General features: G+C 62.7%; 24 protein-coding genes and 1 other RNA gene. 22 read left to right on the top strand and 3 right to left on the bottom strand.

The window, feature by feature from the left end:
- Positions 1 to 38 precede the first annotated feature (38 nt).
- The 5 genes from petA (at position 39) to SSPSH_RS01575 (ending at position 3,832) form a co-directional block, all read left to right on the top strand.
- On the top strand, positions 39 to 638 hold the full coding sequence (gene petA / locus SSPSH_RS01595; protein ID WP_006913103.1) for a ubiquinol-cytochrome c reductase iron-sulfur subunit: 600 nt from the start codon (positions 39 to 41) through the stop codon (positions 636 to 638).
- Complete coding sequence (locus SSPSH_RS01590) at positions 639 to 1,874, top strand: cytochrome b (protein WP_006913104.1); 1,236 nt, start codon at positions 639 to 641, stop codon at positions 1,872 to 1,874.
- Entirely contained in the window at positions 1,871 to 2,620 is a 750-nt protein-coding gene (locus tag SSPSH_RS01585) for a cytochrome c1 (protein ID WP_006913105.1), read from the top strand. The genes SSPSH_RS01590 and SSPSH_RS01585 overlap by 4 nt, the downstream gene beginning before the upstream one ends.
- Positions 2,621 to 2,646: 26 nt before the next feature.
- Positions 2,647 to 3,279, top strand: a complete 633-nt coding sequence (locus tag SSPSH_RS01580) for a glutathione S-transferase N-terminal domain-containing protein (RefSeq protein WP_006913106.1) — start codon at positions 2,647 to 2,649, stop codon at positions 3,277 to 3,279.
- 130 nt (positions 3,280 to 3,409) lie between these two features.
- Positions 3,410 to 3,832 carry a ClpXP protease specificity-enhancing factor gene (locus SSPSH_RS01575; protein ID WP_040607295.1) on the top strand — a complete coding sequence of 141 codons (423 nt, stop codon included), beginning with the start codon at positions 3,410 to 3,412 and terminating at the stop codon, positions 3,830 to 3,832.
- A gap of 34 nt (positions 3,833 to 3,866) precedes the next feature.
- Here the strand turns inward: SSPSH_RS01575 and SSPSH_RS01570 are convergent, their stop codons facing one another.
- The 3 genes from SSPSH_RS01570 to SSPSH_RS01560 all read right to left on the bottom strand — a co-directional run bounded on the left by SSPSH_RS01570 (position 3,867) and on the right by SSPSH_RS01560 (position 6,912).
- Complete coding sequence (locus SSPSH_RS01570; RefSeq protein ID WP_084623360.1) at positions 3,867 to 4,448, bottom strand: phosphoheptose isomerase; 582 nt, start codon at positions 4,446 to 4,448, stop codon at positions 3,867 to 3,869.
- Between the two features lie 7 nt (positions 4,449 to 4,455).
- Positions 4,456 to 4,815: a YraN family protein gene (locus SSPSH_RS01565; RefSeq protein WP_021031281.1), complete on the bottom strand. Its 360-nt coding sequence runs from the start codon at positions 4,813 to 4,815 to the stop codon at positions 4,456 to 4,458.
- A gap of 123 nt (positions 4,816 to 4,938) precedes the next feature.
- Positions 4,939 to 6,912: a penicillin-binding protein activator gene (locus SSPSH_RS01560; RefSeq protein ID WP_040607275.1), complete on the bottom strand. Its 1,974-nt coding sequence runs from the start codon at positions 6,910 to 6,912 to the stop codon at positions 4,939 to 4,941.
- Positions 6,913 to 6,948: 36 nt separating this feature from the next.
- Here SSPSH_RS01560 and rsmI point away from each other — a divergent pair, with 36 nt between their 5' ends.
- From rsmI to ftsZ, 17 genes are all read left to right on the top strand, one after another.
- A complete protein-coding gene (rsmI, locus tag SSPSH_RS01555) occupies positions 6,949 to 7,800 on the top strand; it encodes a 16S rRNA (cytidine(1402)-2'-O)-methyltransferase (protein WP_021031279.1) in 852 nt (283 codons plus the stop codon).
- 38 nt (positions 7,801 to 7,838) lie between these two features.
- An RNA gene (gene rnpB, locus SSPSH_RS17645) (RNase P RNA component class A) lies at positions 7,839 to 8,192 on the top strand.
- Between the two features lie 382 nt (positions 8,193 to 8,574).
- Positions 8,575 to 9,036, top strand: a complete 462-nt coding sequence (mraZ, locus tag SSPSH_RS01550) for a division/cell wall cluster transcriptional repressor MraZ (RefSeq protein WP_006913112.1) — start codon at positions 8,575 to 8,577, stop codon at positions 9,034 to 9,036.
- Between the two features lie 33 nt (positions 9,037 to 9,069).
- Positions 9,070 to 10,038 carry a 16S rRNA (cytosine(1402)-N(4))-methyltransferase RsmH gene (rsmH, locus tag SSPSH_RS01545; RefSeq protein ID WP_202962109.1) on the top strand — a complete coding sequence of 323 codons (969 nt, stop codon included), beginning with the start codon at positions 9,070 to 9,072 and terminating at the stop codon, positions 10,036 to 10,038.
- Positions 10,035 to 10,304 (top strand): cell division protein FtsL, encoded by a 270-nt coding sequence (gene ftsL / locus SSPSH_RS01540; RefSeq protein ID WP_006913114.1) that lies wholly within the window; start codon positions 10,035 to 10,037, stop codon positions 10,302 to 10,304. The genes rsmH and ftsL overlap by 4 nt, the downstream gene beginning before the upstream one ends.
- Positions 10,301 to 12,058: a peptidoglycan D,D-transpeptidase FtsI family protein gene (locus SSPSH_RS01535; protein ID WP_006913115.1), complete on the top strand. Its 1,758-nt coding sequence runs from the start codon at positions 10,301 to 10,303 to the stop codon at positions 12,056 to 12,058. Before ftsL ends, SSPSH_RS01535 begins: the two co-directional genes overlap by 4 nt.
- Positions 12,055 to 13,545, top strand: a complete 1,491-nt coding sequence (locus SSPSH_RS01530) for a UDP-N-acetylmuramoyl-L-alanyl-D-glutamate--2,6-diaminopimelate ligase (protein ID WP_006913116.1) — start codon at positions 12,055 to 12,057, stop codon at positions 13,543 to 13,545. The genes SSPSH_RS01535 and SSPSH_RS01530 overlap by 4 nt, the downstream gene beginning before the upstream one ends.
- On the top strand, positions 13,542 to 14,924 hold the full coding sequence (locus SSPSH_RS01525) for a UDP-N-acetylmuramoyl-tripeptide--D-alanyl-D-alanine ligase (RefSeq protein WP_006913117.1): 1,383 nt from the start codon (positions 13,542 to 13,544) through the stop codon (positions 14,922 to 14,924). Before SSPSH_RS01530 ends, SSPSH_RS01525 begins: the two co-directional genes overlap by 4 nt.
- Positions 14,918 to 16,000, top strand: a complete 1,083-nt coding sequence (mraY, locus tag SSPSH_RS01520) for a phospho-N-acetylmuramoyl-pentapeptide-transferase (RefSeq protein ID WP_006913118.1) — start codon at positions 14,918 to 14,920, stop codon at positions 15,998 to 16,000. Before SSPSH_RS01525 ends, mraY begins: the two co-directional genes overlap by 7 nt.
- Positions 15,997 to 17,337, top strand: a complete 1,341-nt coding sequence (murD, locus tag SSPSH_RS01515; RefSeq protein WP_006913119.1) for a UDP-N-acetylmuramoyl-L-alanine--D-glutamate ligase — start codon at positions 15,997 to 15,999, stop codon at positions 17,335 to 17,337. Before mraY ends, murD begins: the two co-directional genes overlap by 4 nt.
- Positions 17,334 to 18,485 carry a putative lipid II flippase FtsW gene (gene ftsW, locus SSPSH_RS01510; protein ID WP_006913120.1) on the top strand — a complete coding sequence of 384 codons (1,152 nt, stop codon included), beginning with the start codon at positions 17,334 to 17,336 and terminating at the stop codon, positions 18,483 to 18,485. The genes murD and ftsW overlap by 4 nt, the downstream gene beginning before the upstream one ends.
- Complete coding sequence (gene murG, locus SSPSH_RS01505; protein ID WP_006913121.1) at positions 18,482 to 19,588, top strand: undecaprenyldiphospho-muramoylpentapeptide beta-N-acetylglucosaminyltransferase; 1,107 nt, start codon at positions 18,482 to 18,484, stop codon at positions 19,586 to 19,588. The genes ftsW and murG overlap by 4 nt, the downstream gene beginning before the upstream one ends.
- Complete coding sequence (murC, locus tag SSPSH_RS01500) at positions 19,585 to 21,039, top strand: UDP-N-acetylmuramate--L-alanine ligase (RefSeq protein ID WP_006913123.1); 1,455 nt, start codon at positions 19,585 to 19,587, stop codon at positions 21,037 to 21,039. The genes murG and murC overlap by 4 nt, the downstream gene beginning before the upstream one ends.
- The gene (locus SSPSH_RS01495; protein ID WP_006913124.1) at positions 21,036 to 22,001 is read left to right on the top strand and encodes a D-alanine--D-alanine ligase; all 966 of its coding nucleotides are present in this window, start codon (positions 21,036 to 21,038) and stop codon (positions 21,999 to 22,001) included. The genes murC and SSPSH_RS01495 overlap by 4 nt, the downstream gene beginning before the upstream one ends.
- Positions 21,988 to 22,734 (top strand): cell division protein FtsQ/DivIB, encoded by a 747-nt coding sequence (locus tag SSPSH_RS01490; RefSeq protein ID WP_006913125.1) that lies wholly within the window; start codon positions 21,988 to 21,990, stop codon positions 22,732 to 22,734. Before SSPSH_RS01495 ends, SSPSH_RS01490 begins: the two co-directional genes overlap by 14 nt.
- Positions 22,718 to 23,953: a cell division protein FtsA gene (gene ftsA, locus SSPSH_RS01485; protein ID WP_006913126.1), complete on the top strand. Its 1,236-nt coding sequence runs from the start codon at positions 22,718 to 22,720 to the stop codon at positions 23,951 to 23,953. Before SSPSH_RS01490 ends, ftsA begins: the two co-directional genes overlap by 17 nt.
- A gap of 101 nt (positions 23,954 to 24,054) precedes the next feature.
- Entirely contained in the window at positions 24,055 to 25,200 is a 1,146-nt protein-coding gene (gene ftsZ, locus SSPSH_RS01480; RefSeq protein WP_006913127.1) for a cell division protein FtsZ, read from the top strand.
- Positions 25,201 to 25,278: the final 78 nt, after the last annotated feature.

The raw sequence follows: 25,278 nt of genomic DNA, 5'->3' as shown, positions 1-25,278 counted from the left end.
GAACCGGCATTTCTGCCCTGCTCGAAGAGGTTTTACGCATGAGCAAAGAGGGGGTCGACGTCGGCAAACGCCGATTTTTGACCACCGCCACCGCAGCCGTCGGTGGCGTGGGCGCGGCTTTTGTGGCCACACCGTTCGTCAAGTCCTGGCTGCCGAGTGCGCGCGCCAAGGCAGCTGGCGCTCCGGTGGAGGTCAACATTGCTGCATTGGAAGAGGGCGCGCTCGTGAGCGTGACCTGGCGAGGTAAACCGGTCTGGGTCGTGCGCCGCACGCCCGAGATGCTGAAAACCTTGGATGAGGTCGCGCCGGAGCTGGCCGATCCCGAATCCAAGACAGATCAGCAGCCGGAGTACTGTCGCAATAAGCATCGGTCGATAGAGCCGGCAGTGCTGGTGATGGTGGGTATCTGTACGCATCTGGGGTGTTCGCCCAAGTATCGTCCGGAAGCCGACGGTGGCCAGTTGTCCTATAGCGGCTTCTTCTGCCCGTGCCACGGTTCCAAGTTCGATATCGCAGGCCGTGTCTATTCAGGGGTGCCCGCACCGCTGAATATGGTCGTCCCGCCGCATCGCTATGAAGGCGATAGCCTCATAATGGTGGGTGAGGATCCGAACCAGGGCGGCGAGGAGGCTGCGTAAATGGCAAGCAAGTTCATGAACTGGGTCGATGCCCGGTTCCCGGCGACCCAGCTGTGGAACGAACACATCGGCCAGTACTACGCACCGAAGAATTTCAACGTCTGGTATTACTTCGGCTCGCTGGCGATGCTGGTGCTGGCCAACCAGCTGTTGACCGGTATCTGGCTGGCGATGTTCTACAAGCCGTCCGCTGCCGAGGCATTCGGGTCGGTCGCTTACATCATGCGCGACGTGGAGTGGGGCTGGCTGATCCGCTACATGCATTCCACGGGTGCATCGTTCTTCTTTATCGTCGTCTATCTGCACATGTTCCGCGCCTTGCTGTACGGGTCGTACCGCAAGCCGCGTGAGCTGCTGTGGATTTTCGGTTGCCTGATCTTTCTGGCGCTGATGGCCGAGGCCTTCATGGGCTACGTGCTGCCGTGGGGCAATATGTCCTATTGGGGCGCGCAGGTGATCATCTCGCTGTTCTCTGCTATCCCGGTCATCGGTGAGCAGCTGACGACCTGGATTCGCGGCGACTTCGTCATTGGCGACGCGACACTCAATCGCTTCTTTGCGCTGCATGTCGTGGCCCTGCCGTTCGTGCTGGTCGGGCTGGTGATTGCCCATATCATGGCGCTGCACCACGTGGGTTCGAACAACCCGGACGGTATCGAGATCAAGGCCAACAAGAACGCTGACGGCCATCCGGCAGACGGCATACCGTTCCATCCGTACTACACGGTCAAGGATCTGTTTGGCGTCGGCGTGTTCCTGATCCTGTTCTGTGGCGTAATCTTTTTCGCGCCCGAGTTTGGTGGCTTCTTCCTGGAACCGCCGAACTTCACGGAAGCGAACCCGTCGGTCACGCCTGAGCATATTGCGCCGGTGTGGTACTTCACCCCGTTCTACGCCATGTTGCGTGCGATCAACTTCGAAGTGCTCGGCGTGCCGGCCAAGCTGCTGGGCGTGATCACCATGTTCGGCGCGGTGCTCATCATGTTCGTGCTGCCCTGGCTGGATCGCAGCAAGGTCAAGTCAATCCGCTACAAGGGCTGGATCTTCAAGGCCATGTTGGCAGCGTTCGTAGTGGCCTTTGTCATACTTGGCTATATCGGTACGCAGGCGCCCAGCCCGTTGCTCACAACGATTGCGCAGGTGTGTACTGCGGTCTATTTCGCCTTCTTCCTGTTGATGCCTTTCTATAGCGTGATCGACAGGACCAAGCCGGTTCCGGAAAGGGTGACGGGATGATGCGTCGGTTGTTCATTGCGCTGTTTCTGATGATGCCGCTGGCCGCATTGGCCGCGGGTGGCGAATCCGTGCCGTTTCACCATGAGACGAATCTTGGCAACCAGGCTTCACTGCAGCGTGGCGCCAAGATGTTCATGAACTACTGCTCGGGCTGTCATTCGCTCCAGTACATGCGCTATCAGCGTATTGCCGACGATCTGGATATTCCCGAAGAGGTCATGGAGAAGAATCTCATGATGACCCGCGGGAAGATTCACGACACGATTCAGGGCACGATGGATGCCGAGAGTGCGGCCGAATGGTTCGGCAAGGCACCGCCGGATCTCTCCCTGACTGCGCGTGAGCGTGGCGCCGACTGGATCTACAGCTTTCTGTTGAGCTTTTATCGCGACGACTCGCGTCCGAGCGGTGTGAATAACGTTGTCATGAGCAACACCGCCATGCCGGCCGTGCTCGCGCCGTTGCAGGGTTATCAGGCGCTCAAGCACGAAGAAGGTGAGGGCGGCGAAGGCGAGTCCCATGGCGGAGACCACGGCGCCCCTGAGTTCGAGCTTGTCCAGGAAGGTCAACTCGATCCGGCCGAATACAAGGCGGCGGTGGGTGATCTCACCAACTTCCTTGTCTATGTCGGCGAGCCCGCCAAGCTGGTGCGTTATTCGCTGGGCTTCAAGGTCATCGTGTTCCTGCTGCTGTTCACGGCCTTGGCTTACATGCTGAAGAAGGAGTTCTGGCGCGATGTGCACTAGCCACAGTTCGCGCCACGCTCTCTCCCATGGCCAGTCGTAGCGCCACGATCACGCTCTATTCGCGCCCGGGCTGTGTGCACAGCCATCGGGTGCGGCTGATCATGGCCGAGAAGGGCGTGGCCAGCTACAACGTGGTTGAGCTTCGAGAGGATGAAGAAAGCGAGGATCTTCTCGAGCTCAACCCGTATAACACGGTACCCACGCTGGTGGACCGTGACCTGGTGGTCTACGATCCACGCATCATTCTCGAATATATCGACGAGCGTTACCCGCATCCGCCGTTGATGCCGGTCGATCCTGTTTTGCGTGCTCAGTACCGGTTGGCGATCTTTCGCATGGAATCGGATCTTTACGATCTTTGCGAAGATCTGGATGGGACCCCCGCGGTGGCCCGCAAGGCACGCGAACGCATGACTCAGCTGCTGACCACGTTGGCCGCTGAGTTTTCGCCACGCGAATATATCGGTGAGGAGTTCTCGCTGGTCGACTGCACCCTGGCGCCGATTCTCTGGCGTCTGGAACACTACAATGTGAAGTTGCCGGAACGGCACGCGAAAACGTTGTCGCGCTATGCGCAGCGGTTGTTCGCGCGACCGGCGTTTGCGGAAAGCCTGTCGGCCGTCGAAGCAGAGATGGGCTCGCTTCCCGCTGCCCGCTGAGCCCGCGCTTTTCGCGCTGCCCCGTACCGAAGCGTATATCTACACGACTTGTGTATACGTGCGATCTGCCCCACCTTCGGGTTAGGCAATTCGCTTTAGAACTTGAGTTGAGGTTGTGTTCATGGCCGAACTGACGTCCCGCCGGCCGTACTTGATTCGTGCGCTCTACGACTGGGTGCTCGACAATGATTTGACCCCACATCTACTGGTCGCCGCCGATGCCGATGGCGTCGACGTGCCACGCCAGTTCGTGACCGAGGATGGCAAGATTACCGTCAACATCAGTCCCGGCGCGGTGCGCGGTCTGTCACTGGAAAACGAGTTGATCAGCTTTTCGGCGCGCTTTTCCGGCCAAAGCTACAACGTGAGTCTGCCGCCGGGCGCGGTACTGGCGCTGTATGCGCGCGAAAATGGCGAGGGCATGTTGTTCGGCGATGTCGAAAGCTCGCCCACGCCGCCCGATGGTGGGCCTGGCAACGGCAGCGACGTTGAAACGGACGAAGACGGTGGCGACACCAAGAGCAAGCACCCGCATCTGAAGGTAGTGAAGTAGGGCGGCTTTGCGCCCGGCGTACGCCGGTCTATACCTAGTTGAGCAGGTGATCCTCGATCAGCCGGCATAGGCAGTGAATGAACAGCAGGTGCATTTCCTGAATGCGTGCCGTGCTGTTCGCCACTGCGCGTAATTCGCAGTCGTCCTCGTCGAGTAGTGCCGCCATTCGGCCACCGTCCTTGCCCGTCAGCGCAAGGACGTTCATGCCGTTCTCGTGGGCACTGTCTATCGCTTCGCACACGTTCGCAGAGTTGCCGCTGGTGCTGATCGCGAGAAGCACATCACCCGGTTGGCCTAGCGCTTCGACCTGACGAGAAAACAATCGCTCATACGCATAATCGTTGGCGATCGCAGTCAGTGTAGAGCTTTCCGTTGTCAGTGCGATTGCGGGTAGCGCTTTGCGTTCGCGCTCGAAGCGGTTGATCAGTTCCGAAGAGAAGTGCTGCGCGTCGCCTGCCGAACCGCCGTTGCCGCAAGACAGAACCTTGTGCCCGTTGTCCAGGCAGTCGATCAGTAGATCCGCTGCTTCGACGATACGCGTATCCGTCGCGGCGAGTGTCGCCATGTTGGCTTGCGCGCTATCCGCGAACAGTTGGGCAATCAGCTGGGCGCGCATGTCGGCATCATTCGGCATAGAAAGCGTTCTCTATCCAGTCGAGTTCATTGTCTGCGTTTACGCCGACCACATCGAAACGAATGGTGGCCTGCGCATAGCGCGGGTATTGCAACAGAAAATGGCGGGCGGCGCGCACGATGCGCTGCTGTTTGCTTCGGGTCACGCTGGCGGCCGCGCCGCCGTAGTCGCTACGCGCGCGATAGCGTACCTCGACTATCACCAGCATGCCTTTGGCATCATAGACGAGGTCGAGTTCGCCGCCGCGGACATTGTAGTTGCGCTCAATGCGCTTCCAGCCGCGACGCCGCGCTGCGCGGTCGACAAGAGCCTCGGCTTCGTGGCCGGTGTCGAGTGTCGTACGACGCACGACGGCTCGGCTAAGGCCGATGCGGCAGGGCCAGCCCGCCCCGGCGGCTGACGATAGGCAGTTCGCCGCCGCGCCAGCGCGAATGGCGCCGGCGCGACGGCTCACAAGTGGGTTGGGCGCGTGCTACGGGGCCCACGGATCCCGACTGTCGGCTGAGCTGCCGGCTTGATCGTTACGCGCGTCGCTGAGCGACGGCATTTCGACGAGCTGTGGCTCCCCATTGCGAAAGACCGCCCAGGCTAGATAGCGCCGAATCGTGCCATCGGGATTGACCTTCAGTACGCCGCTCATGCCCTCGAACAGATCGTCGGGGCGCAATCCCTGTTCGGCGATGCGATCGGTGAGTTTCCAGGCATCCATGCCCATCGCGAAAAGTCGCTTGTAATGCTTGGCGGTGCTGCCGTAGCGCTGTTCCGCCTCGGCGCGGCGCGACGCCAGAAAATCGCCGTCGCCCACGACCCAGGGCATGTCCACGAACTCGACGCCGTTGAGGTCGATGTCGTCGCCGGCGTTCGGAGTACCGGTATACGCGTGTGATGTGGTGAGCATGGAGAGGTTGCGGGCGCGATAGTAGCGAAGCTGGCTGCGGATCAGGCGTGCCTGATCGGGTTGGCCGGCAACAAAGATGAAATCTGCGCCGCTGCCGCGGTAGCTTTTCAGCAAGCGCTGAATGGGATCGCGATGATCGGGCTCGCTGGGCTCGTAGGTGGCCTGATCGATAATCTGGCCGCCCTGGCTTTCCAGCTCCATACGAAAGGCAGTAAATACACGCCGGCCCCAGTCGCCGCTCGGGACCAGGGCCAGGGCACGGTTGCGCCCTTTTTTGGATGCCTGGCGCGCGACTTCGCGTGCTTCGTCTTCAGGCGCCAGTGCGAACTGATAGAAGCCCGCGCGGCTGTCAGGTATATCGCTGTAGTTGAGGCCGATGGTGGGGATCTGGCTGTTCAGGCGCGCCATTTCCGCGACTTTCGGTTTGTCGAGCGGGCCCACGAGGATGCCGACCCGGTCGCTTTCCGCACGGCGCACCAGCTCGTTCGCGCTCATGGTGTTGGTGTCGTAGATCATGGGTCGTGACGGCGCGCTGCTGTCGTTTTCGAAAGCGAACATGAATCCGTCGCGAATAGCCTCGGCCGCATTGGCGAATTTGCCGGTCATGGGCAGTGCGAGGGCGACAGTATCGCTTTGCGGGCGCGGTGCCTGGCCGAAGCGCTGGCCGGGCCGGTTGCGCTCGACAGGGGAGGTCCGCGCACGATAGTCGAAGCGCTGCTCGAGTACAGCCCGGGTAGCCGGATGTTGCGGGTAGCGCTCTTCCCATGCGGCAAGCGCCTGGTCGCGTTCACGACGGCTGTTCCAGCGGCGCTGGCCGATATCGGCCAGTGCCAGCCAGCCGACGGTGGTTTGGTCTGCGTTCTGGGCGGCCTGGCTTTGCGGGCCCTGGCCGGCGGTGATCGCATCGAGCGCCTTGGAGTAGATGGCGTCATCGTTGCCGCGCAACATTTGGTCATCAACCAGCCACACGCCGCGCTGAACCAGTGCGCCGATGCCGGCGATCAACTGATTCTGTTCGAAATGCAACTGCGCGCGTTTTTCCCAGACCCGTTCGGCAACCTGGGGCGGCGTGCCGCTACCCGGCGGCGGGAGCTGTTCGAGGGCGGCGCCAGGCGCTGTGCCGACCAGGTTCACTTCGCGCCGTGCCAGTTCGTAGCGCGCGCGCTCGAGATCGTTGAGCGTGGAAGGTGGAAAGCTGGCGAGGATCTGTTTTGCCATCGCTGCATCGCCGGCCTGGGCGGCAGCGAGTCCGGCTTCGAAACGCAGTTGGCGCGCACGATCCGGGTCGGATGCCGTGGCCGAGGCCTGAGCATACAGTTCGGCGGCACGCGCATAGTCCCCTTCGGCGATCGCCTGGTCGGGAGTGCTGGCAGGCGTGCCCAGGGTGCGGTTTTGCGCTTCGCGCAGTTGCTGTGCGCAACCAGCCAGCACCAGGGCGAGCAGCAGAATGGCGAAAACGCCCAGTGTTGGCTTTTTATAGACGGTCATGATGATGGAACTCCCGGGTTCGCGCGCCAGATCCCCCAAGCGCGCCGTTGTGACCTGCATAATATCAGCGCCACCCCACGACGTCGTGAAACGACTATGCAATCGACCACGGCTGCTCTTTGGATAGTGGCCACGCCAATCGGCAATCTCGGTGATTTCAGCGATCGCGCTCGGCGCACGCTTGTCGATGTCGCGCTTATTGCTGCCGAGGATACCCGCCACAGCGCCCGTTTGACCCGTCATCTGGGCATCGATACGCCGATGATCTCGCTGCACGAGCACAACGAGAGTGCGCGGATCGAAAAGATTATTGAGCGGCTGGCCGCTGGTGATTCAGTGGCGTTAATCAGCGACGCCGGTACGCCGCTGATCAGTGATCCCGGCTATGCGCTGGTGGGCGCGGTACGCGCGGCCGGCTACCCGGTACTTGCCGTGCCCGGCGCCTGTGCTGCAATCGCGGCGCTTTCGGTGGCCGGGTTGCCAAGCGATCGCTTCGTATTCGAGGGTTTTCTGTCGTCCAAGGCAACCGCGCGCAAAACGCGGCTGGCCGAACTCGTAGACGAAACCCGCACGCTCATATTCTACGAATCGAGCCATCGTATCGAACGCTGCGTGCGCGATATCGCGGCCGTGTTCGGCCCTCAGCGCCGTATTGGCTTGTGCCGCGAGCTCAGCAAACTGCACGAGCAAAGCATCGTGCTCGAGGCCGAGGCGCTGTGTGCGTGGCTGTCGGAAGACGACAATCGGCGGCGCGGCGAATTCGTACTTGTGGTGGCCGGCGCACCGGACGTCGAGCGCACGGCGGGCGAAATCGCGCTCGATGACCTGCTGCGCGAGCTGCTCGCACTCACTGGAACCAAGCAGGCGGCCAAGGCGGCTGGCCGGCTTACCGGCGGCGCCACCAACGATATCTATGCACGGGCGCTCGAACTGTCGGCAGCCGATTGATCATCGGAGAGTGGGTCACAGTGATAGAATCCGCATTCGGAGTCGGCCACGCAATCGCGGTGTCCACACGTGGGCACGGAGGAAAGTCCGGGCTCCATAGGGCAGGATGCCAGGTAACGCCTGGGAGGCGTGAGCCTACGGAAAGTGCAACAGAGAGTAGACCGCCGATGGCTCGTTCGCGAGCCAGGTAAGGGTGAAAGGGTGCGGTAAGAGCGCACCGCGCGTCCGGCAACGGTTCGCGGCACGGTAAACCCCATCCGGAGCAAGACCAAATAGGAGGACGACGTGCGGCCCGCACAGTCCTCGGGTAGGTCGCAAGAGGCATGCGGTAACGCATGTCCCAGATGAATGATTGCGTACGACAGAACCCGGCTTATCGGCCGACTCCGAACCTCTCTTTCCAGCAGGCGGGTGCCCCATGCTCGGGTTTTCCGGGCCATCATGGGTAGACGCCCCACTTGCGCAAAGCGCGCACCGATTCTCTGGGCCACGGAATCAGCCGTTCGTCAATTCTTTCGGTGTTCAAAGGCGTTGCAGCCCTCTCCGGCTCACAAAATCGTCGAGCTAAAACCGCTAAAACCCTAAAAAACAAAACAAAATAAGAACGGTGATTTTCGTCTGAAAACACGCTTTGAAGGCGTCAGAAATCACTGTTTTGCTGGGTTTTTTTGCCCTTCGTCGTTTGCTTGACACTCGAAAGCGGCGCTGCCTATAGTGGCGCCGAGGGGTAGGAAGTGGGGCAAAGTGGTTCAACGGCTATAACGAGGCCGCAGCGTGTTCAAGGGGTCGCATCCGGTCACCATCGATGCCAAGGGTCGTATTGCGATCCCGGCGTCCTATCGCCAGTCGTTGATTGACGACTGCGCGGGTCGACTGGTTATTACGCGGCACTGGGACGGCTGTTTGTTGATCTATCCCGCGACCGAGTTTCAGAAATTCGAATCCCAGCTGTTGGCCAAGGGAAGCCTCAACCCGAAAGTGCGAGACATTCAGCGATTTTTCATCGGCAATGCGCGCGATATCGATATGGATCGGCAGGGCCGTCTGCTGCTGCCGTCCAATCTGCGCGCGGCCGCCAGTCTTGAGTCCAAGGCTGTGCTGTCGGGTATCGGCAATCTGTTCGAGCTCTGGGATGAGGCGCAGTTCAATGACCGGGCGGCCGATACCGCGGCCGCTCTGGCCGAGGATGCCGCCAACGGCGAGCTGCCCGACGTGCTTATGGACATCAGTCTGTGATGTTCGCTGCCCGACACCATCACCTGTAACGCCATGAGGATCGCTGCCCAAATGCCGCAGGCCGAACATCAACCGGTACTGCTCGACGCCGCATTGGCCGGACTCGGCCTGCGCGCCGACGGGGTTTATGTGGATGCCACCTTCGGGCGTGGCGGTCACAGCCGCGGTGTGTTGTCGCATCTGGGGCAGAATGGTCGTTTGATCGCATTCGATCAGGACCCCGACGCGCAAGCGCATGCGCAGCCGATCGTCGAGACCGACGAGCGGTTTACATTCGTGCGTGCGTCATTTGCCGAGCTCGGTGAGCGCGTCGCTGCACTTGGGCTGGCGGGTCGTGTCGACGGGGTATTGTTCGATCTGGGTGTTTCGTCACCCCAGTTCGATGTGGCCGAGCGCGGGTTCTCTTTCCGCCATGCCGGGCCGCTCGACATGCGCATGAATCCGGACGCGGGCAAGCCGCTTTCGGATTGGCTGCATAACGCCAGTCACGGCGAAATCGCCGCAGTGATCAAACGCTATGGCGAAGAGCCGATGGCCGGACGTATCGCGGCGGCCATCCTTGATGCGCGTGCGACCGGGCCGATTGCAGATACGGGTCGGCTGGCCGCTATTGTCGCCAGCGCTATTCCGGCGCGCCTTGCGGCGGGTAAGCGAATTCATCCGGCGACCCGCACGTTCCAGGCGTTTCGCATGCATATCAACGACGAGATCGGCGCGCTCGAGCGCGGTCTCGAGGCGGCGTTCGATGTGCTGGCGCCGGCTGGGCGTCTTGCCGTGATCAGTTTTCATTCGCTCGAGGATCGCCGCGTCAAGCGTTTCATTCGTGCCCAGGCGCGGCCTGTGCCGCCGCCGGTGCCGATGGCGCCCGTTGCCGCGCCCGCCTTGCTGGAAATCGGCAAGCCGGTGCGTGCTGACGCCGCCGAGCTTGAAGCCAATGCTCGCGCACGTAGCGCGATCATGCGTGTCGCCGAGCGTACCGACGCGCCGAAGGTGTCGTCATGAGTCGGCAGATGCTCACGATCGTAGCGCTGTCGCTGGCGATCCTCGTCAGCGCCGTGGCGGTCGTTCAGGCCAAGCACAAGACGCGTGAAATGGCGCACGAGTTGCAGGTCGAGCGTGTCGAGCGTGACAAGCTCTCGACCGAGTGGGCTCAGTTGCAACTCGAAGAAAGTGCCTGGGCCAATCCGGATCGTGTGGCGCAGGTAGCACGTCGTGAGCTGAGCATGGTCCAGCCGCGTAACTATGTCGTGCTGGAGTCCAGACGATGAGCCGCCGCGATTATCGAAACAGCGAGCGCAATAAGCGCGACAAGATGCCGGCGCCGCCGCGCTGGCGCGGCTGGTTCGTGCTGACGCTGTTCGCCGTCTTTGCGGTCGTGCTCGCGGGCCGAGCCTTCGATCTGCAAGTGCTCGACCAGGCGTTTCTGGCCAAGGAAGGCGACAAGCGCCATCTGCGTACCGTGTCGGTGCCGGCCGGGCGCGGCGTGATCAAGGATCGCAACGGCGAGCCGCTGGCCTTGTCGGCGCCCACCGAATCCGTTTGGGCCGTGCCGGGCGCGGTGCTGGAAGCGCCCGAAAAGATCGCGCCGCTCGCGCGCCGGCTGAATATGCCGGTTTCGGAACTGCGCAGTCGTCTGGAAAGTTACAAGAGCCGTCAGTTTCTGTATCTGCGTCGTCAGCTCGCGCCCACCGATGCGCGTGCGGTGATGGCGGTCGACGCGCCGGGCGTGTTCTTGCAGCGGGAATACAAGCGCTACTACCCGGCCGGTGAGGCCGCCGCCCAGATCGTGGGCATGACCAATATCGACGGCCGTGGTCAGGAAGGGCTGGAGCTCAATCGCGACGGTTACCTGCACGGTGAGCCGGGCAGTCGCCGCGTTGTAAAGGATCGGGTCGGTCGTGTGGTCGAAGATCTGGCTGAATTTCAGCCGCCCCAGGCAGGGCATGAGCTGCGGCTGACGATCGACTCACGCATGCAGTATCTGGCCTATCGCCATATCAAGGCGGCAGTGGTCAAGAACAATGCCAAGGGCGGTATGGTCGTGATGATGGACCCCACCACCGGCGAGTTGCGTGCGGTGGCGTCCTATCCGAGCTTCAACCCGAACGATCGCGACTCGATCGATCCGTCGGGTGTGCGTGCGCGTGCGGCGACGGACGTCATGGAGCCGGGTTCGACGGTCAAACCGTTGTTGCTGGCCAAGGCGCTGGACAGCGGGCTGTTCGATACCGACGACGTGATCCATACCAAGGGCTGGTTCATGGTCGGCCGTCTGACCGTGAAGGATTTTCGCAACTACGGCGACGTCGACTTCGCCAAGATTCTGCAGAAGTCCAGCAATGTGGGCGCTGCCCACGTTGGCCTGAAGATGGGCGCCGAGGGTGTATGGCGCGCCTATAACGATTTCGGCTTTGGCGATATCACGGGCAGTGGTTTTCCGGGTGAGCGTTTTGGCGTGCTGAAGGATTTCTACGACTGGAACAACGTCGAAACGGCAACCGCCTCCTACGGATATGGCCTCGCCGTCACTGCGTTCCAGCTGATTCGCGCTTACGGCGCGATTGCCGATGACGGCATGCTGCGCAGCCTGCGTCTGATCGAAGGCGACGGCGCGGATATGCATGTGCCGCCGCGGCGCGTGCTCAAGCCCGAGACGGCGCGCACGATGCGGCACCTGCTCGAGGGCGTGGTTACACCCGCCGGTACCGCGACACGAGCCACCATTCCCGGCTATCGCGTGGCCGGCAAGACGGGCACGGCACGCAAGGCCGGCACGGGCGGTTACAACGCCGATCGCCATCAGGCTCTGTTTGTGGGCATGGCGCCGGCAGAAAAGCCGGCGTTGGTAACGCTCGTAATGCTTGACGAGCCGAAAAAAGATGCCTACTACGGCGGCGCCGTCGCGGCACCCGTCTTTTCTGCGGTCATGCGCGATGCGCTGCGTCTGCTGCGTGTACCGCCGGATAACCCGAGCGTGCTGACCGCGTCGGCGGACAAGCGCTCCAAAGGGGCAGGGACATGAGCGCGCTGGCTCCGATCCAACCCGCACGCCAGTCATTGGCCAGCCTCCTTGACGGGCTGGCCTACGACATTCCGGCCGTGGATATCGCCGGGGTGGCGATCGATAGCCGTAAGGTCTTGGCCGATTCGCTGTTTCTGGCGTATCAGGGCACGCGTAGTCATGGCCTCGATCATGTCGATGCCGCGATCTCTGCCGGGGCTGCAGCGGTCGCCTGGGACCGTGCCCGAGCCCCTGCGCTGGATATTGCCAACGTGCACGTGGACGCGCTTGCCAAGCATGCAAGCCGTATCGCGGGCCGTTTTTATGGTGACCCGTCTCGCAAACTGTTCGTTGCCGGCGTGACCGGTACCGATGGCAAGACATCCTGTGCCTGGCTTCTGTCTCAGGCGATCGAACTTCTGGGCGAGCGCTGTGGTTATATTGGCACGCTCGGTCTGGGCTTCTCCGACGACCTGAGCGAAGCCACCCACACCACCCCCGATCCGGTGGGTGTGCAGGACTGGCTGGCGCGGCTGGCCGCGGCCGATGCCGGCGCCGTCGCCTTCGAAGTGTCTTCACATGCGCTTGATCAGCATCGCGTCGATGGCGTGGCCTTCGATGTAGCGGTATTGACCCAGCTCGGTCGCGATCATTTGGATTATCACGGCAGTGTCGACGCCTATGCCGAGGCCAAGCAGCGGCTGTTCGCCTTTGAAGGGCTGACCAGCGCGGTGCTCAATGGCGACGACGCCTATGGCCGGGCCTGGCTGGCCAGCCTCGCCGAAGAGGTCACCCCCGTAGCCTATGGCTGCGGTGACATGGCCGCGCTGGCCGATCATTACGTGCGTATCGCTGCGGTCGAAACACGGGCCGACGGTTTGTCACTCACGCTGGAAACGAGCTGGGGGAACGCCGTCGTTGACAGCATGCTGGTGGGACGTTTCAACGCCATGAACCTGGCTGCGGTACTGGCCGTGCTGTTGGCACGTGGCGTCGAGTTCGAACAGGCCGTCGGCGTGCTCGGCGAACTGACGACGGTGCCCGGGCGCATGCAGCGTGTAGACAGCCGTGTCGACCAGCCCATGGTGGTGGTCGACTTTGCCCATACACCGGGTGCGCTTACCCATGCCATTGCCGCGGTGCGCGCCCACGCCCGCGGCCGGGTGTTGTGTGTGTTCGGCTGTGGCGGCGATCGCGATGTCGGCAAGCGTCCGCTCATGGGGGCAGCCGCCGAAGCAGCCGATCAAATCTGGATCACCGACGACAATCCGCGCAGCGAATCGCCGGCTGCGATCGCGCAAGCGATTCGCGACGGCATGCATATGCGGGCGCCGGTCACCGTCGAACACGACCGCGCCGCGGCCATTACGGCTGCGATTGCCGCAGCGCGCCCGGACGACGTGGTGCTGATTGCCGGCAAAGGCCATGAAACGACCCAGCAAACCGGCGACACGCGGCGCGCGTTTGACGATCGAGTGGTTGCCCGTACCGCGCTGGAGGCCTTATGAACGGTCGTCTGTCGCAACTGGCGCAAACACTGGGCGCGGGCCTGCAGGGTCATGATGCCGAGTATGTCGGTGCGAGCATCGATACTCGTCGACTCGAGCGTGGTGCGCTGTTCTTTGCGCTGCCCGGCGCCCGCGTTGACGGCCACGATTTCGTGGCCCGTGCTGCCAGCCTCGGTGCTGCCGGTGCCGTGGTCGCCCGTCGGGTCGACTCGCCGCTGCCGCAGCTGGTGGTTGCCGACGTCGAGCAGGCCTTGCAGCAGGCCGGCGCCGCGTCGCGCCAGGCATTCAATGGCACCGTCATTGGCGTGACCGGCAGCAACGGCAAGACCACGGTCAAGCAGATGTTGGCTGCGATTCTGGCCGAAGCCGGTTCGGTGCTCGCAACCGAGGGTAATCTGAACAACCATCTGGGCGTGCCAATCACGCTCATGCGTCTGAATGACAGCATCAATCGCGCGGTTATCGAAATGGGTGCGTCCCATGCCGGCGAGATTGCCATGCTCGCAGAACTCGCGCGCCCGCAGGTCGGCGTGGTCACGAATGCAGGTATGGCCCATATCGAAGGTTTTGGCAGCCGCGAGGGCGTGGCAAAAGCCAAGGGCGAGATGTTCTCCGGTCTGGCCGACGACGGCATTGCTGTCATCAACGGCGACGACGATTTTGCGCCGCTCTGGCACGAGCTCGCCGGTGAGCGTCAGCGGCTGGTATTCGCACGTCACGCGCGCGCTGATGCCGATGTGTTTGCCAGCGATATCGAACTGGAGGCGAACAGCAGTCACTTTACGCTGCATACACCCACGGGCGCGGCGGATGTCGTTCTGCCGCTGGCCGGCGCACACAACATCAGCAATGCCTTGGCGGCCGCCGCTGCGGCGAGCGCGATCGATCTCGACGCCGATTTGATCGCGCGTTCGTTGGCGGCGATGGTGGGTGTGGGCGGCCGCATGACAATTATCGCCGGTCGTCACGGCGCCCGATTGATCGACGACAGCTATAACGCCAACCCCGGCTCACTCGCGGCAGCGCTCGGTTGGCTGGCCCAGCAGCGCGGCACGCGCTGGGCTGCGCTGGGCGACATGGCCGAGCTCGGCGATCAGGCCGAACAGGCGCACCGTGATGCCGGGCGGGCCGCGCGCGAATCCGGTATTGAAAGACTTTGGGTGACCGGCCAGCTCAGTCGACTCACGGCCGAGGCCTTTGGCCCGGGCGCGCAATGGTTTGCCAATCACGGTGAGTTGATTGCGGCACTGGAAACCGCTCTATCCGTACGTCAGAGCGATACGACTTTGTTAATCAAAGGTTCGCGCAGTGCACGCATGGATCGCGTTGCCGACGCGCTTGCCCTTGAAGCCGATGCCAAGGCGGGGGTGTCATGCTGACGTTCCTTGCCGAATGGCTGGAGCCGCTGCACAGCGGTTTTCGCGTGTTTCAGTTCATTACGTTGCGCGCGATCCTCGGCGTACTGACGGCGATGGTGTTTTCGTTCGTCGTCGGCCCGGTCATGATTCGCAAACTGACGTTTCATCAGATCGGTCAGCACGTGCGCGACGATGGTCCGCAAAGCCATCTGGTCAAAGCCGGCACGCCCACGATGGGCGGCACGCTGATCATTGCCGCGGTGCTCGTGGCCACATTGCTGTGGGGCGACCTGAGCAACCGCTGGGTGTGGCTGGTGATGTTGGTTACGGCCGCATTCGGCGTGATCGGGTTTCTCGATGATTATCGAAAGCTCACCTTCGGCAACAGCAAGGGGCTGTCGGCAAAAGCGAAATACAGTGCGCAGACGCTGGTGGGCCTGGCGGCGGGCCTTTGGCTGTATCTGGGCGCGACCAGTTCTGCCGAAACCAGCGTGCTCATTCCCATGCTCAAGGATGTGTCGGTACCTCTGGGCGCGGGCTATATCGTGTGGAGTTATCTCGTGATCGTAGGTTCGAGCAACGCGGTCAATCTGACCGACGGCCTCGACGGGCTGGCGATCATGCCCTGTGTACTGGTGGCCTCGGCGCTGGCGGTGTTCGCTTATGTGGCCGGCAATGTGCAGTTTGCCGATTATCTGGGCTTCGCCTATATCGAAGGCGTGGGCGAACTGTCGATTTTCTGTACTGCGATTGGCGGTGCCGGGCTGGGCTTTCTCTGGTTCAACGCCTATCCGGCCCAGGTATTCATGGGCGATGTGGGTGCGCTGGCGCTCGGCGCTGCGCTGGGCGTGGTGGCGGTCGCCGTACGCCAGGAACTGGTGCTGGTGGTCATGGGCGGCATCTTCGTGGCCGAAACCGTGTCGGTGATTCTGCAGGTGGCGACCTTCAAGCTCACCGGTAAGCGCATGTTCCGCATGGCGCCGTTGCACCACCATTTCGAACTCAAGGGCTGGCCCGAGCCGAAGATCATCGTGCGATTCTGGATCGTCACGCTGGTGCTCGTGTTGATTGGTTTGTCCACGTTGAAGATCCGATGAGCGGCCTGCGCGAACAACTCGCTAACGCGGCCGTGCTGGTGGTCGGCTGCGGCCTGTCGGGCGTTTCGGCTGCCCGTTTCGCCAGCGCCTGCGGCGCGCGTGTGCGCGTGATCGATACGCGTGACGAGCCGCCGGGCGCAGCCACGCTGGCCGAGGCCTGCCCGCAGGCCAGTCTCATCGTGGGCGAGTTCAACCCCATACTGCTGGACGGCATGAGCCATATCGTGGTTTCGCCCGGCGTGGATCTGCGCGAGCCGCTGATCGAGGCAGCGCGCAAGCGCGGCATGGACATTATTGGCGATATCGAATGGTTTGCGCAGGTCGTCTCTGCGCCTGTGGTAGCGATCACCGGTTCCAACGGTAAGTCGACGGTCACCGCCTGGATGGGTGAAATCGCGAAAGCCGCCGGCTTGAATTACGCCATCGGCGGGAACTTTGGCACGCCCGCGTTGAATCTGCTGGCCGACGATGTCGAACTCTACGTGCTGGAGCTGTCGAGTTTTCAGCTCGAGTTGACGCAGCGGCTGCCCGCACGCGCGGCGACCGTGCTCAATATCAGCGCCGATCATATCGACCGGCATGGCGATATCGATCATTACGCAGCGCTCAAGGCGCGTATCTTTAAAGCGGCGGATGTTGCGGTTATCAATGCCGATGACGCCCGTGTGGACGCCATGAATACGGGGTCGGCCGCCGTCGCGCGATTCGGTGAGGCCGAAAACGCGGATTATCAGTTGCTTGAAGTATCGGGTGCGCGCCATCTGGCACGTAATGACCAGCCATGGCTGGCCTGCGATCAGCTGCGTTTGGCCGGACGACACAATCAGCTCAACGCGCTTGCCGTTTGGGCGCTGGCCGAAGCGGCCGGCTTTGATGAGGCGGCAATCCAAAGCGGCCTGACCGGCTTTGCCGGCCTGCCGCATCGTTGCGAAACCATCGCTGAAATCAACGGTGTGCGTTGGATCAACGATTCCAAGGGCACCAATCCGGGCGCGATGATGGCGTCGCTCGCCGGTATGGATACACCGGTACTTTTACTTGCCGGCGGCCAGGCCAAGGGCGCCGATTTCACCGCGCTCGGCCCGCTCGCCGCCAAGAAAGCGCGGGCGGTCATTGTGTTTGGCCAGGATCGTGAAAAGATCGCGACCGCAGTCAACGACTATGTGGCAGTACAGCGTGTCGATACGCTGCGCGATGCGGTGCAGCAAGCGGCGAATCTCGCCGAGCAGGGCGATACGGTGTTGTTTTCGCCCGGCTGTGCGAGCTTCGACCAGTTCGACAACTATGTGCACCGCGGCGAAAGCTTCGTAGCTGCCGTGCAGGAGCTTGCGGCATGATTCGCGCGCTGCAGACTATTCAACTCCCGCGGGTGCGCCCGGATACCGCACTGCTGGTCGCGCTTGCACTGATTGGCGGTATCGGGCTCGTTATGGTCGGCTCTGCTTCGGTCGCGGTTGCCGACCGGTTGACCGACGATCCCATGTATTTCTTCTACCGGCAGGCCGTGTTCGCGCTGGTCGGGCTCGTGGCGGGCTTCGCCGTGCTGCATGTGCCGATGCGCGTATGGCAGGCGAATACGTTCACGCTGTTGGCCATCGGCCTCGTGCTGTTGTTGATCGTGCTTATTCCCGGCATCGGCCATGCGGTCAACGGGGCGCGGCGTTGGATCGATCTCGGCCCGGTTTCCATGCAGGCCTCCGAGCCGGCGCGTTTCTGTCTCATCCTGTACGTCGCCGGCTACGCGGCACGTCGCCAGACGGAACTCGCGACGAGCTGGGGCGGGCTGTTCCGGCCCATGTTCTTCATGGCGCTGGCCAGCTTTCTGCTGCTTATCGAACCCGACTTCGGCGCGGCTGCGGTGATGGTCGCGGTGGCCGCGATCGTACTCTTTCTTGCCGGCGCGCGGCTGACCTATTTATTGGTACTGGGAAGTCTGGCGGGTACCGCCGTCGTCGGGCTGGTGCTGTCCTCGCCATATCGACTGGCGCGTCTGGTGAGCTTCGCCGATCCGTGGGCGCATCCTTATGCCAGCGGTTTCCAACTCACCCAGTCGCTGATCGCCATCGGCCGCGGCGAGATTGCCGGCGTGGGTCTGGGCAATTCGGTGCAAAAACTGCTGTATCTGCCGGAAACGCATACCGACTTTTTGTTTGCGATCTATGCCGAAGAGTTTGGCTTGCTCGGCACGGTGTTGCTGATTGGGCTATTCGCCACGGTGGTCTGGCGCGGTTTCGTAATTGCACGCCGCGCGATTGTGGCGGGCCAGCTGTTCGCTGGCTTCGTCGCCTACGGCATGTCGAGCTGGCTGGTGCTTCAGGCGTTTCTCAATATCGCCGTAAACATGGGGCTACTGCCCACCAAGGGCCTGACGCTGCCGCTGATGAGCTATGGCGGTTCGAGCCTGGTAATGATGTGCGTGCTGTGCGCGCTGCTGATCCGTGTCGATATTGAAACGCGCGTGCCCGAAAAAGGGGGTGCCCGATGAACGCGGCGGCAGCGAATACGCATACGAGCACGCCGCACGTGCTGATCATGGCGGGCGGTACGGGCGGTCATGTCTTCCCGGCGCTTGCCGTAGCCAAGGCGCTGATCGCCCGCGGCGTGCAGGTCAGTTGGCTGGGTACCGCGGCCGGCATCGAGGCACGGCTGGTGCCGGCGAACGATCTCACCCTGCATACGATCGATGTGGCTGGCCTACGCGGCAAGGGGCTGTTGTCCTGGTTGTCTGCGCCGCTGCGTCTGGCCCGTGCCTGCCTGCAGGCGCTGGGTGTGGTGCGGCGCGTTGCGCCGCAGCTGGTCGTGGGTATGGGCGGTTTTGCGGCCGGCCCGGGTGGACTGGCTGCGCGTCTGACCGGCCGCCCGCTACTCATTCATGAACAGAATGCCGCGGCCGGTCTGACCAACCGTCTGCTGGCGCGTATGGCCACGACCGTACTGCAGGCGTTCCCGAATACCTTTGCCGGCGACAAGGCCCGCAGCGTCGGTAATCCGGTACGCGCGGAAATACTCGAACTGCCGGCACCGGCCGAACGTTTTGCGAACCGCGAAGGGCCGATCCGACTGCTCGTGCTCGGCGGTAGCGGCGGCGCGCTTGCAATCAACGAACGCGTGCCGGCGGCGCTTGCGCGTATCGATACCAACAACCGGCCGCAGGTTCGACATCAGGCCGGGCGCACGCTCGCGCAGGCACAGGCCGCTTATGACAGCGCCGGCGTCGAGGCCGATCTGAGTGCATTCATTGATGACATGGCTGCAGCCTATGCTTGGGCCGATGTGGTGATTTGTCGCAGTGGGGCGTTGACCGTCGCTGAACTCGCTGCGGCGGGCGTTTCGGCGTTGCTGGTGCCTTACCCGTTTGCGGTCGACGATCATCAGCGTGCCAACGGCCAGTATCTGGTCGATGCTGGCGCGGCCACGCTAATCGATCAGTCCGAACTGAGCGTGGAACGCCTGGCGCACGAGATAGAGCGCCTGTGCAGCGATCGTGCGGCGTTGCGCGATCAGGCCGAAGCTGCCCGCCGCGTGGCTTGGCCGCGCTCGACCGACGATATCGTCGCCGCCTGCTTCGACACCATGGAGGCGGCATGATCGCGCCCCAGGGACGTAGCATGAACGGCGATTTCCAGCCGCTGGCCGAGCGGCCAATGCGGCGTGTGCGCACGGTGCATATGGTCGGCATCGGTGGTGTAGGCATGGCCGGTATCGCCAGTGTGCTGCTTAACCTTGGCTATGCCGTCACCGGCAGCGATATCAAGGACGGCGTGACCACGCAGGCCTTGGCTGCCCAGGGCGCGAAAATCTTTATTGGTCACGCGGCTGAAAATGTCGAAAGCGCGGATGTCGTGGTCGTATCGACCGCGGTTTCGCAGGACAATCCGGAACTCGTGACCGCGCACGAGCGTCTCGTACCGGTCGTGCGCCGTGCCGAAATGCTGGCTGAGCTGATGCGGTTCCGTTACGGCATTGCCGTGGCGGGCACGCATGGCAAGACCACCACGACGAGTCTGGTCGCTGCACTCCTGGCCGGTGGCGGGCTGGACCCGACGTTCATCGTGGGCGGCAAGGTGCTGGGCGCAGATAGCAATGCACGCTTGGGCGAGGGGCCGTATCTGGTCGCCGAGGCCGATGAGTCCGATGCCAGCTTCCTGTTTCTGACGCCGATGATGGCGATCGTCACCAATATCGATGCCGATCATCTGGAAACCTATGGCGGCGAGTTTTCGCGCCTGACGGAAACCTTTGTCGAGTTTCTGCATCACTTGCCGTTCTACGGTCTGGCGGTGTTGTGTGCCGACGACCCGGTCGTGCGTTCGATTCTGGCCGATGTAGGCCGGCCGATCCTCACCTACGGCATCGACCACGACGCCGACATCATGGCCGAGAACCTGTCCTTCGACGGCACCGGCACGCGGTTCACCCTGCGCCGTGCCGGCGAGCCGGGCCACGCTGTGCATCTGAATCTGCCCGGCAAGCACAACGTGCTCAACGCGCTGGCGGCCGCGGCGGTCGCGCATGAGCTGGGCGTAAGCATGGCCGCCATTGGCGAAGCGCTATCGCAGTTCGCCGGTATTGGTCGCCGTTGTGAGGTACACGGCGAGATCATGCTGGCCGACCAGCGCGTGCTACTGGTCGACGACTATGGCCACCACCCGCGCGAGCTGGTGAGCATCATCAGCGCGGCGCGTAACGCCTGGCCGGATCGGCGCCTGGTGGTGGTGTTTCAGCCGCACCGTTTTTCGCGTACACGCGATCTGTTCGATGATTTCTGCCAGGTGCTGGCCGAGCTGGATGTGCTCGTGCTCTGCGAGGTGTATGCCGCCGGCGAACATCCGATTGCCGGCGCAGACGGTCGCGCGCTGGCACGCGGCGTACGCGCGCGCGGCAAGGTCGACCCGGTATTCGTGGACGACGTGCAGCGCTTGAGCGATGTGCTTAGCGGTGTCGTGCGTGACGGCGATGTATTGCTCACGCTTGGCGCCGGCGATATCGGCGCAGTCGCACAACAGATGGCCTGCACTCTCAAGGAAGCAACGACATGAGCAACCCGCGTATTACCGATGCGAGCGCGTTTGGCCGTGTCGCCGTGTTGATGGGCGGCTGGTCGGCAGAGCGAGCGGTCTCCCTCGATTCGGGCGCTGCCGTCGGCGCCGCTCTCCAACGCCGCGGTGTGGACGTAACGATGATCGATGTCGACCAACATCGCGTGCTGGGTCTCGCCGACGAAGGTTTCGACCGCGTCTGGCTGGCGCTGCATGGTCGCGGCGGCGAAGACGGCGTGGTCCAGGGCGCGCTGGAACTCCAGGGCCTGCCGTATACCGGCAGCGGCGTGCTCGCCTGCGCGCTGTCCATGGACAAGGTACGCACGAAAGCGCTCTGGGCCGCTCAAGGTATTCCCACACCGGCGCATCGGCTACTGGATGCGAATACGGAGTCCAAGGCGGTGGTCGAAGCGCTGGGGCTGCCGCTCATCGTCAAGCCGGTACATGAAGGCTCGACTATCGGCATCAGTAAGGTCGAGCGCATCGAGGATCTCGATGCCGCACGCGCCGAGGCGGCGAAATACGATCGCGAGGTCATGGCCGAGCAATTCGTGAACGGGCCTGAATACACGGCTGCGATCCTCGACGGGCGCGCGTTGCCGCTGATCCATATCGAGCCGTCGAGTGGTTTCTACGACTACGAAGCGAAGTACGTCGCCAACGACACGCTTTATCACTGCCCCTGCGATCTCGAACAGGGCCGCGAGGCCGAGCTGCAGCGTCTGGCGCTGCGTGCGTTCGAGATCACGGGCGCAACCGGCTGGGGCCGCGTCGACTTGATGCTCGACGATGCCGGCCAGCCGTGGTTTCTGGAATTGAATGCCATTCCCGGCATGACGTCCCACTCGCTCGTGCCGATGGCCGCACGCGCCGCAGGAATGGATTTCGACGAACTGGTGTGGCGCATTCTCGGCGCTACGCTCACGACGACCAATCAGGAGAAAGACAATGAACTGGCGTGAACCCAAACGCTGGCGGGATGCCCTGCTGGGCGCGGGTCTGCTGCTGGGCGTGGCAGCCTGCACATGGCAGGGGATCAAGCCGGAAGGCGAAGCCACCCGTCACCTGTATATTAGCGGCGATGCGGTGCATGTCAGCGACGATCGAATCGCAGAAATCGCGGCACCTTATCTGGATGCATCGTTCTTCGATGTTGACCTCGAAGGGCTGCAAGCGAAACTGGGTAATCTAGCCTGGCTGCGTGAAGTGAAGGTATCGCGGCATTGGCCCGATGGCGTGGTCGTGCGCGTGAGCGAGCACGAACCGGTCGCCCTCTGGGGCGACAGCGGCGTGCTCGCCAAGGACGGCCAGGTTTTTACACCCTCGGGCGAAACGCGCCCGAGTGATCTGGTTCAGCTCGACGGCCCGGATACCGCCGGTCTGAAGGTTTACAACACGTATCGGACGTTGTCCAAGACACTCGCGGCCCACGACGTAAAGCTCGACAGCCTGACGCTCGACGCGCGCGGCTCGTGGAGCGCGCGGCTAGCCGACGGGCTGGAACTGCGGCTTGGACGTGACGATATCGATGCCCGCGTGCAGCGCTTTGTGCGCTATGCGCTGGGTGATGAACAGGCGCGCAGCCGACTGGCCGAGGCCGGTTATGTCGATCTGCGCTACAGCGACGGTTTTGCGGTCGGCGGCACGCGTGCCGCGACGGGCAATCAGGAGAAAGGTGATGAGCAAGCGGCCTGACCAGAATCTCGTCGTCGGTCTCGATATTGGCACCTCCAAGGTCGCCTGTATCGTCGCCGAGGTGAACGAGGGCAAGCTCGAGATCATTGGTCTGGGTAGTGCGCCGTCGCGCGGGATGAAAAAGGGGATGGTGGTCAATATTGAATCGACCACCGATTCCATTCGCCGCGCGGTCGAGGAAGCCGAGCTGATGGCCGGCTGCCGGATTCAGTCCGTGCATTGCGGTATTTCCGGCGCACACGTGCGCTCGTTGAACTCGCACGGCATCGTGGCGGTACGCAACAAGGAAGTCACCGAATCCGATATCGAGCGGGTTATCGACGCGGCCTGCGCGGTGGCGATTCCGGCCGATCAGAAGATCCTGCACGTGCTGCCGCAGGAGTTCGCGGTCGACGATAACGAAGGCATCCAGGAGCCCGTCGGCATGTCCGGCGTGCGTCTGGAAGCCAAGGTGCATATCGTCACGGGTGCTGTGACATCGGCCCAGAACATTCAGAAATGTGTGGCCCGTTGCGGGTTGGAAGTTTCCAAACTGTCGCTCGAGCAACTGGCATCGAGCTATGCGGTGCTCTCTGACGACGAGAAGGATCTCGGCGTCGCGCTCGTGGATATCGGTGGCGGCACATCGGATATCGCCGTGTTCGTCAACGGTTCGATCCGCCACACGGCCGTGATCCCGATCGCCGGCGATCAGGTCACCAACGATATTGCGGTGGCACTGCGCACGCCGACCCAGCACGCCGAGGGCATCAAGATCCGCTACGGCTGCGCGCTGCCTGAGCTCATTGAAGACGACGACGCCATCGAAGTGCCAAGCGTGGGGGAGCGCCCGCCGCGGCGGCTGTCGCGTTATACGCTCGCCGAGGTCATCAAGCCGCGCTACGAAGAGCTGTTCATGCTCATCCACAAGGAGCTGGTGCGTTCCGGCTTCGAGGATCTGCTGGCCGGGGGCGTGGTGATTACCGGCGGGTCATCGAAGATGGAAGGGCTGACCGACCTGGCCGAAGAGGTCTTTCATATGTCGGTTCGTCTGGGCACGCCGCAACGCGTGCAGGGGCTCTCCGATGTGGTCAAGAATCCGATCCATGCCACTGGCGTGGGTCTGCTCGAGTTCGGTAATCGTTCCCAGCCCCGGCCGGGAATCGACGTTTCCAATAACGATAATTCGTTTGCGCAGGTCTGGGAGCGGATGAAGGCCTGGTTCCAGGGGAATTTCTAAAGACACGTTCGATCAACGTCGGATGAGCCGGCAGTCGCCGGCCCCGACACAAAAGGTTTTTCCGCAAGGAAAAAGCACGGCAACCAAGATAGAGGTGCATCATGCCAGAAGTATTTGAATTTGCAGATCAAAAGACCGACAAGGCCGTCATCAAGGTCATCGGCGTCGGCGGTGGCGGCGGTAACACCATCAACCAGATGGTCAACGGCGGCATCGAAGGCGTTGATTTCATCTGTGCCAACACCGATGCCCAGCATCTGGAACGGTGCGATGCCGATGTGCTCGTACAGCTCGGCATGAACGTCACCCGCGGCCTGGGCGCAGGTGCAGACCCGGCCATCGGCCGTCAGGCCGCCGAAGAGGATCGCGATCGTATTCGTGAATCCATCGAAGGCGCGGACATGCTGTTCATCACCGCCGGCATGGGCGGCGGCACCGGTACCGGCGCGGCACCGGTCGTGGCCGAGATCGCCCGCGAAATGGGTATTCTTACCCTGGCTGTTGTGACCAAGCCGTTCCCGTTCGAGCGCGGTCGTCGCATGGAGATTGCCAAGCAGGGTATCGAGGAACTGGGTCGTTACGTCGACTCGCTGATCGTGATCCCGAACGAAAAGCTGCTGACCGCACTCGGCAAGGCCACCACGCTGAAGAACGCCTTCCAGGCGGCCAACAACGTGCTGCATAACGCGGTGCAGGGCATCTCTGACCTGATCACCCGTCCGGGCGTCATCAACGTCGACTTTGCCGACGTGCGTCGTGTGATGTCGGTACAAGGCATGGCCATGATGGGTCGCGCAACGGCCGTCGGCGACGATCGTGCCCGTGAAGCGGCCGAAGCCGCGCTGGCTTCGCCGCTGCTGGATGATCTGAGCCTGCACGGTGCCCAGGGTCTGCTGGTGAACGTCTCCGGCGACGAGAATCTGGGTATCCACGAGTTCCAGATCGTCAACGAAGTCATCGCCGACATGGGTGCGGACAACGCCGAAGTCATCGTTGGCATGGCCGAGGATCCGACCATGGGCGACGAGATCTGCGTGACCGTGGTCGCCACCGGTCTCGGTCACCAGGCCGAGGAGCGCGAAGCCATCCGGGCCGTCAAGCGTGATGCCGGTGGGCAGATGCGTTACGAGGATCTGGATCGCCCGACCGTGATCCGCAATCGTCCGCAGCAGTCCTCGCGGGAGAACGCCGCGGTCGATATGGACTACTTCGACGTCCCGGCCTTCCTGCGCAATCAGGCGGACTGAAGACGGCGATGCAGGGCAACTGCCGAAGCCGGCCCGCGGGCCGGCGGCAGGAGATCGTGCGTCGGTCGGCGGTAGCCG

Origin of the sequence: Salinisphaera shabanensis E1L3A, from assembly GCF_000215955.2 — a bacterium.
GTDB lineage: Bacteria > Pseudomonadota > Gammaproteobacteria > Nevskiales > Salinisphaeraceae > Salinisphaera > Salinisphaera shabanensis.
This window is presented reverse-complemented; position numbering and strand designations above follow the sequence as displayed.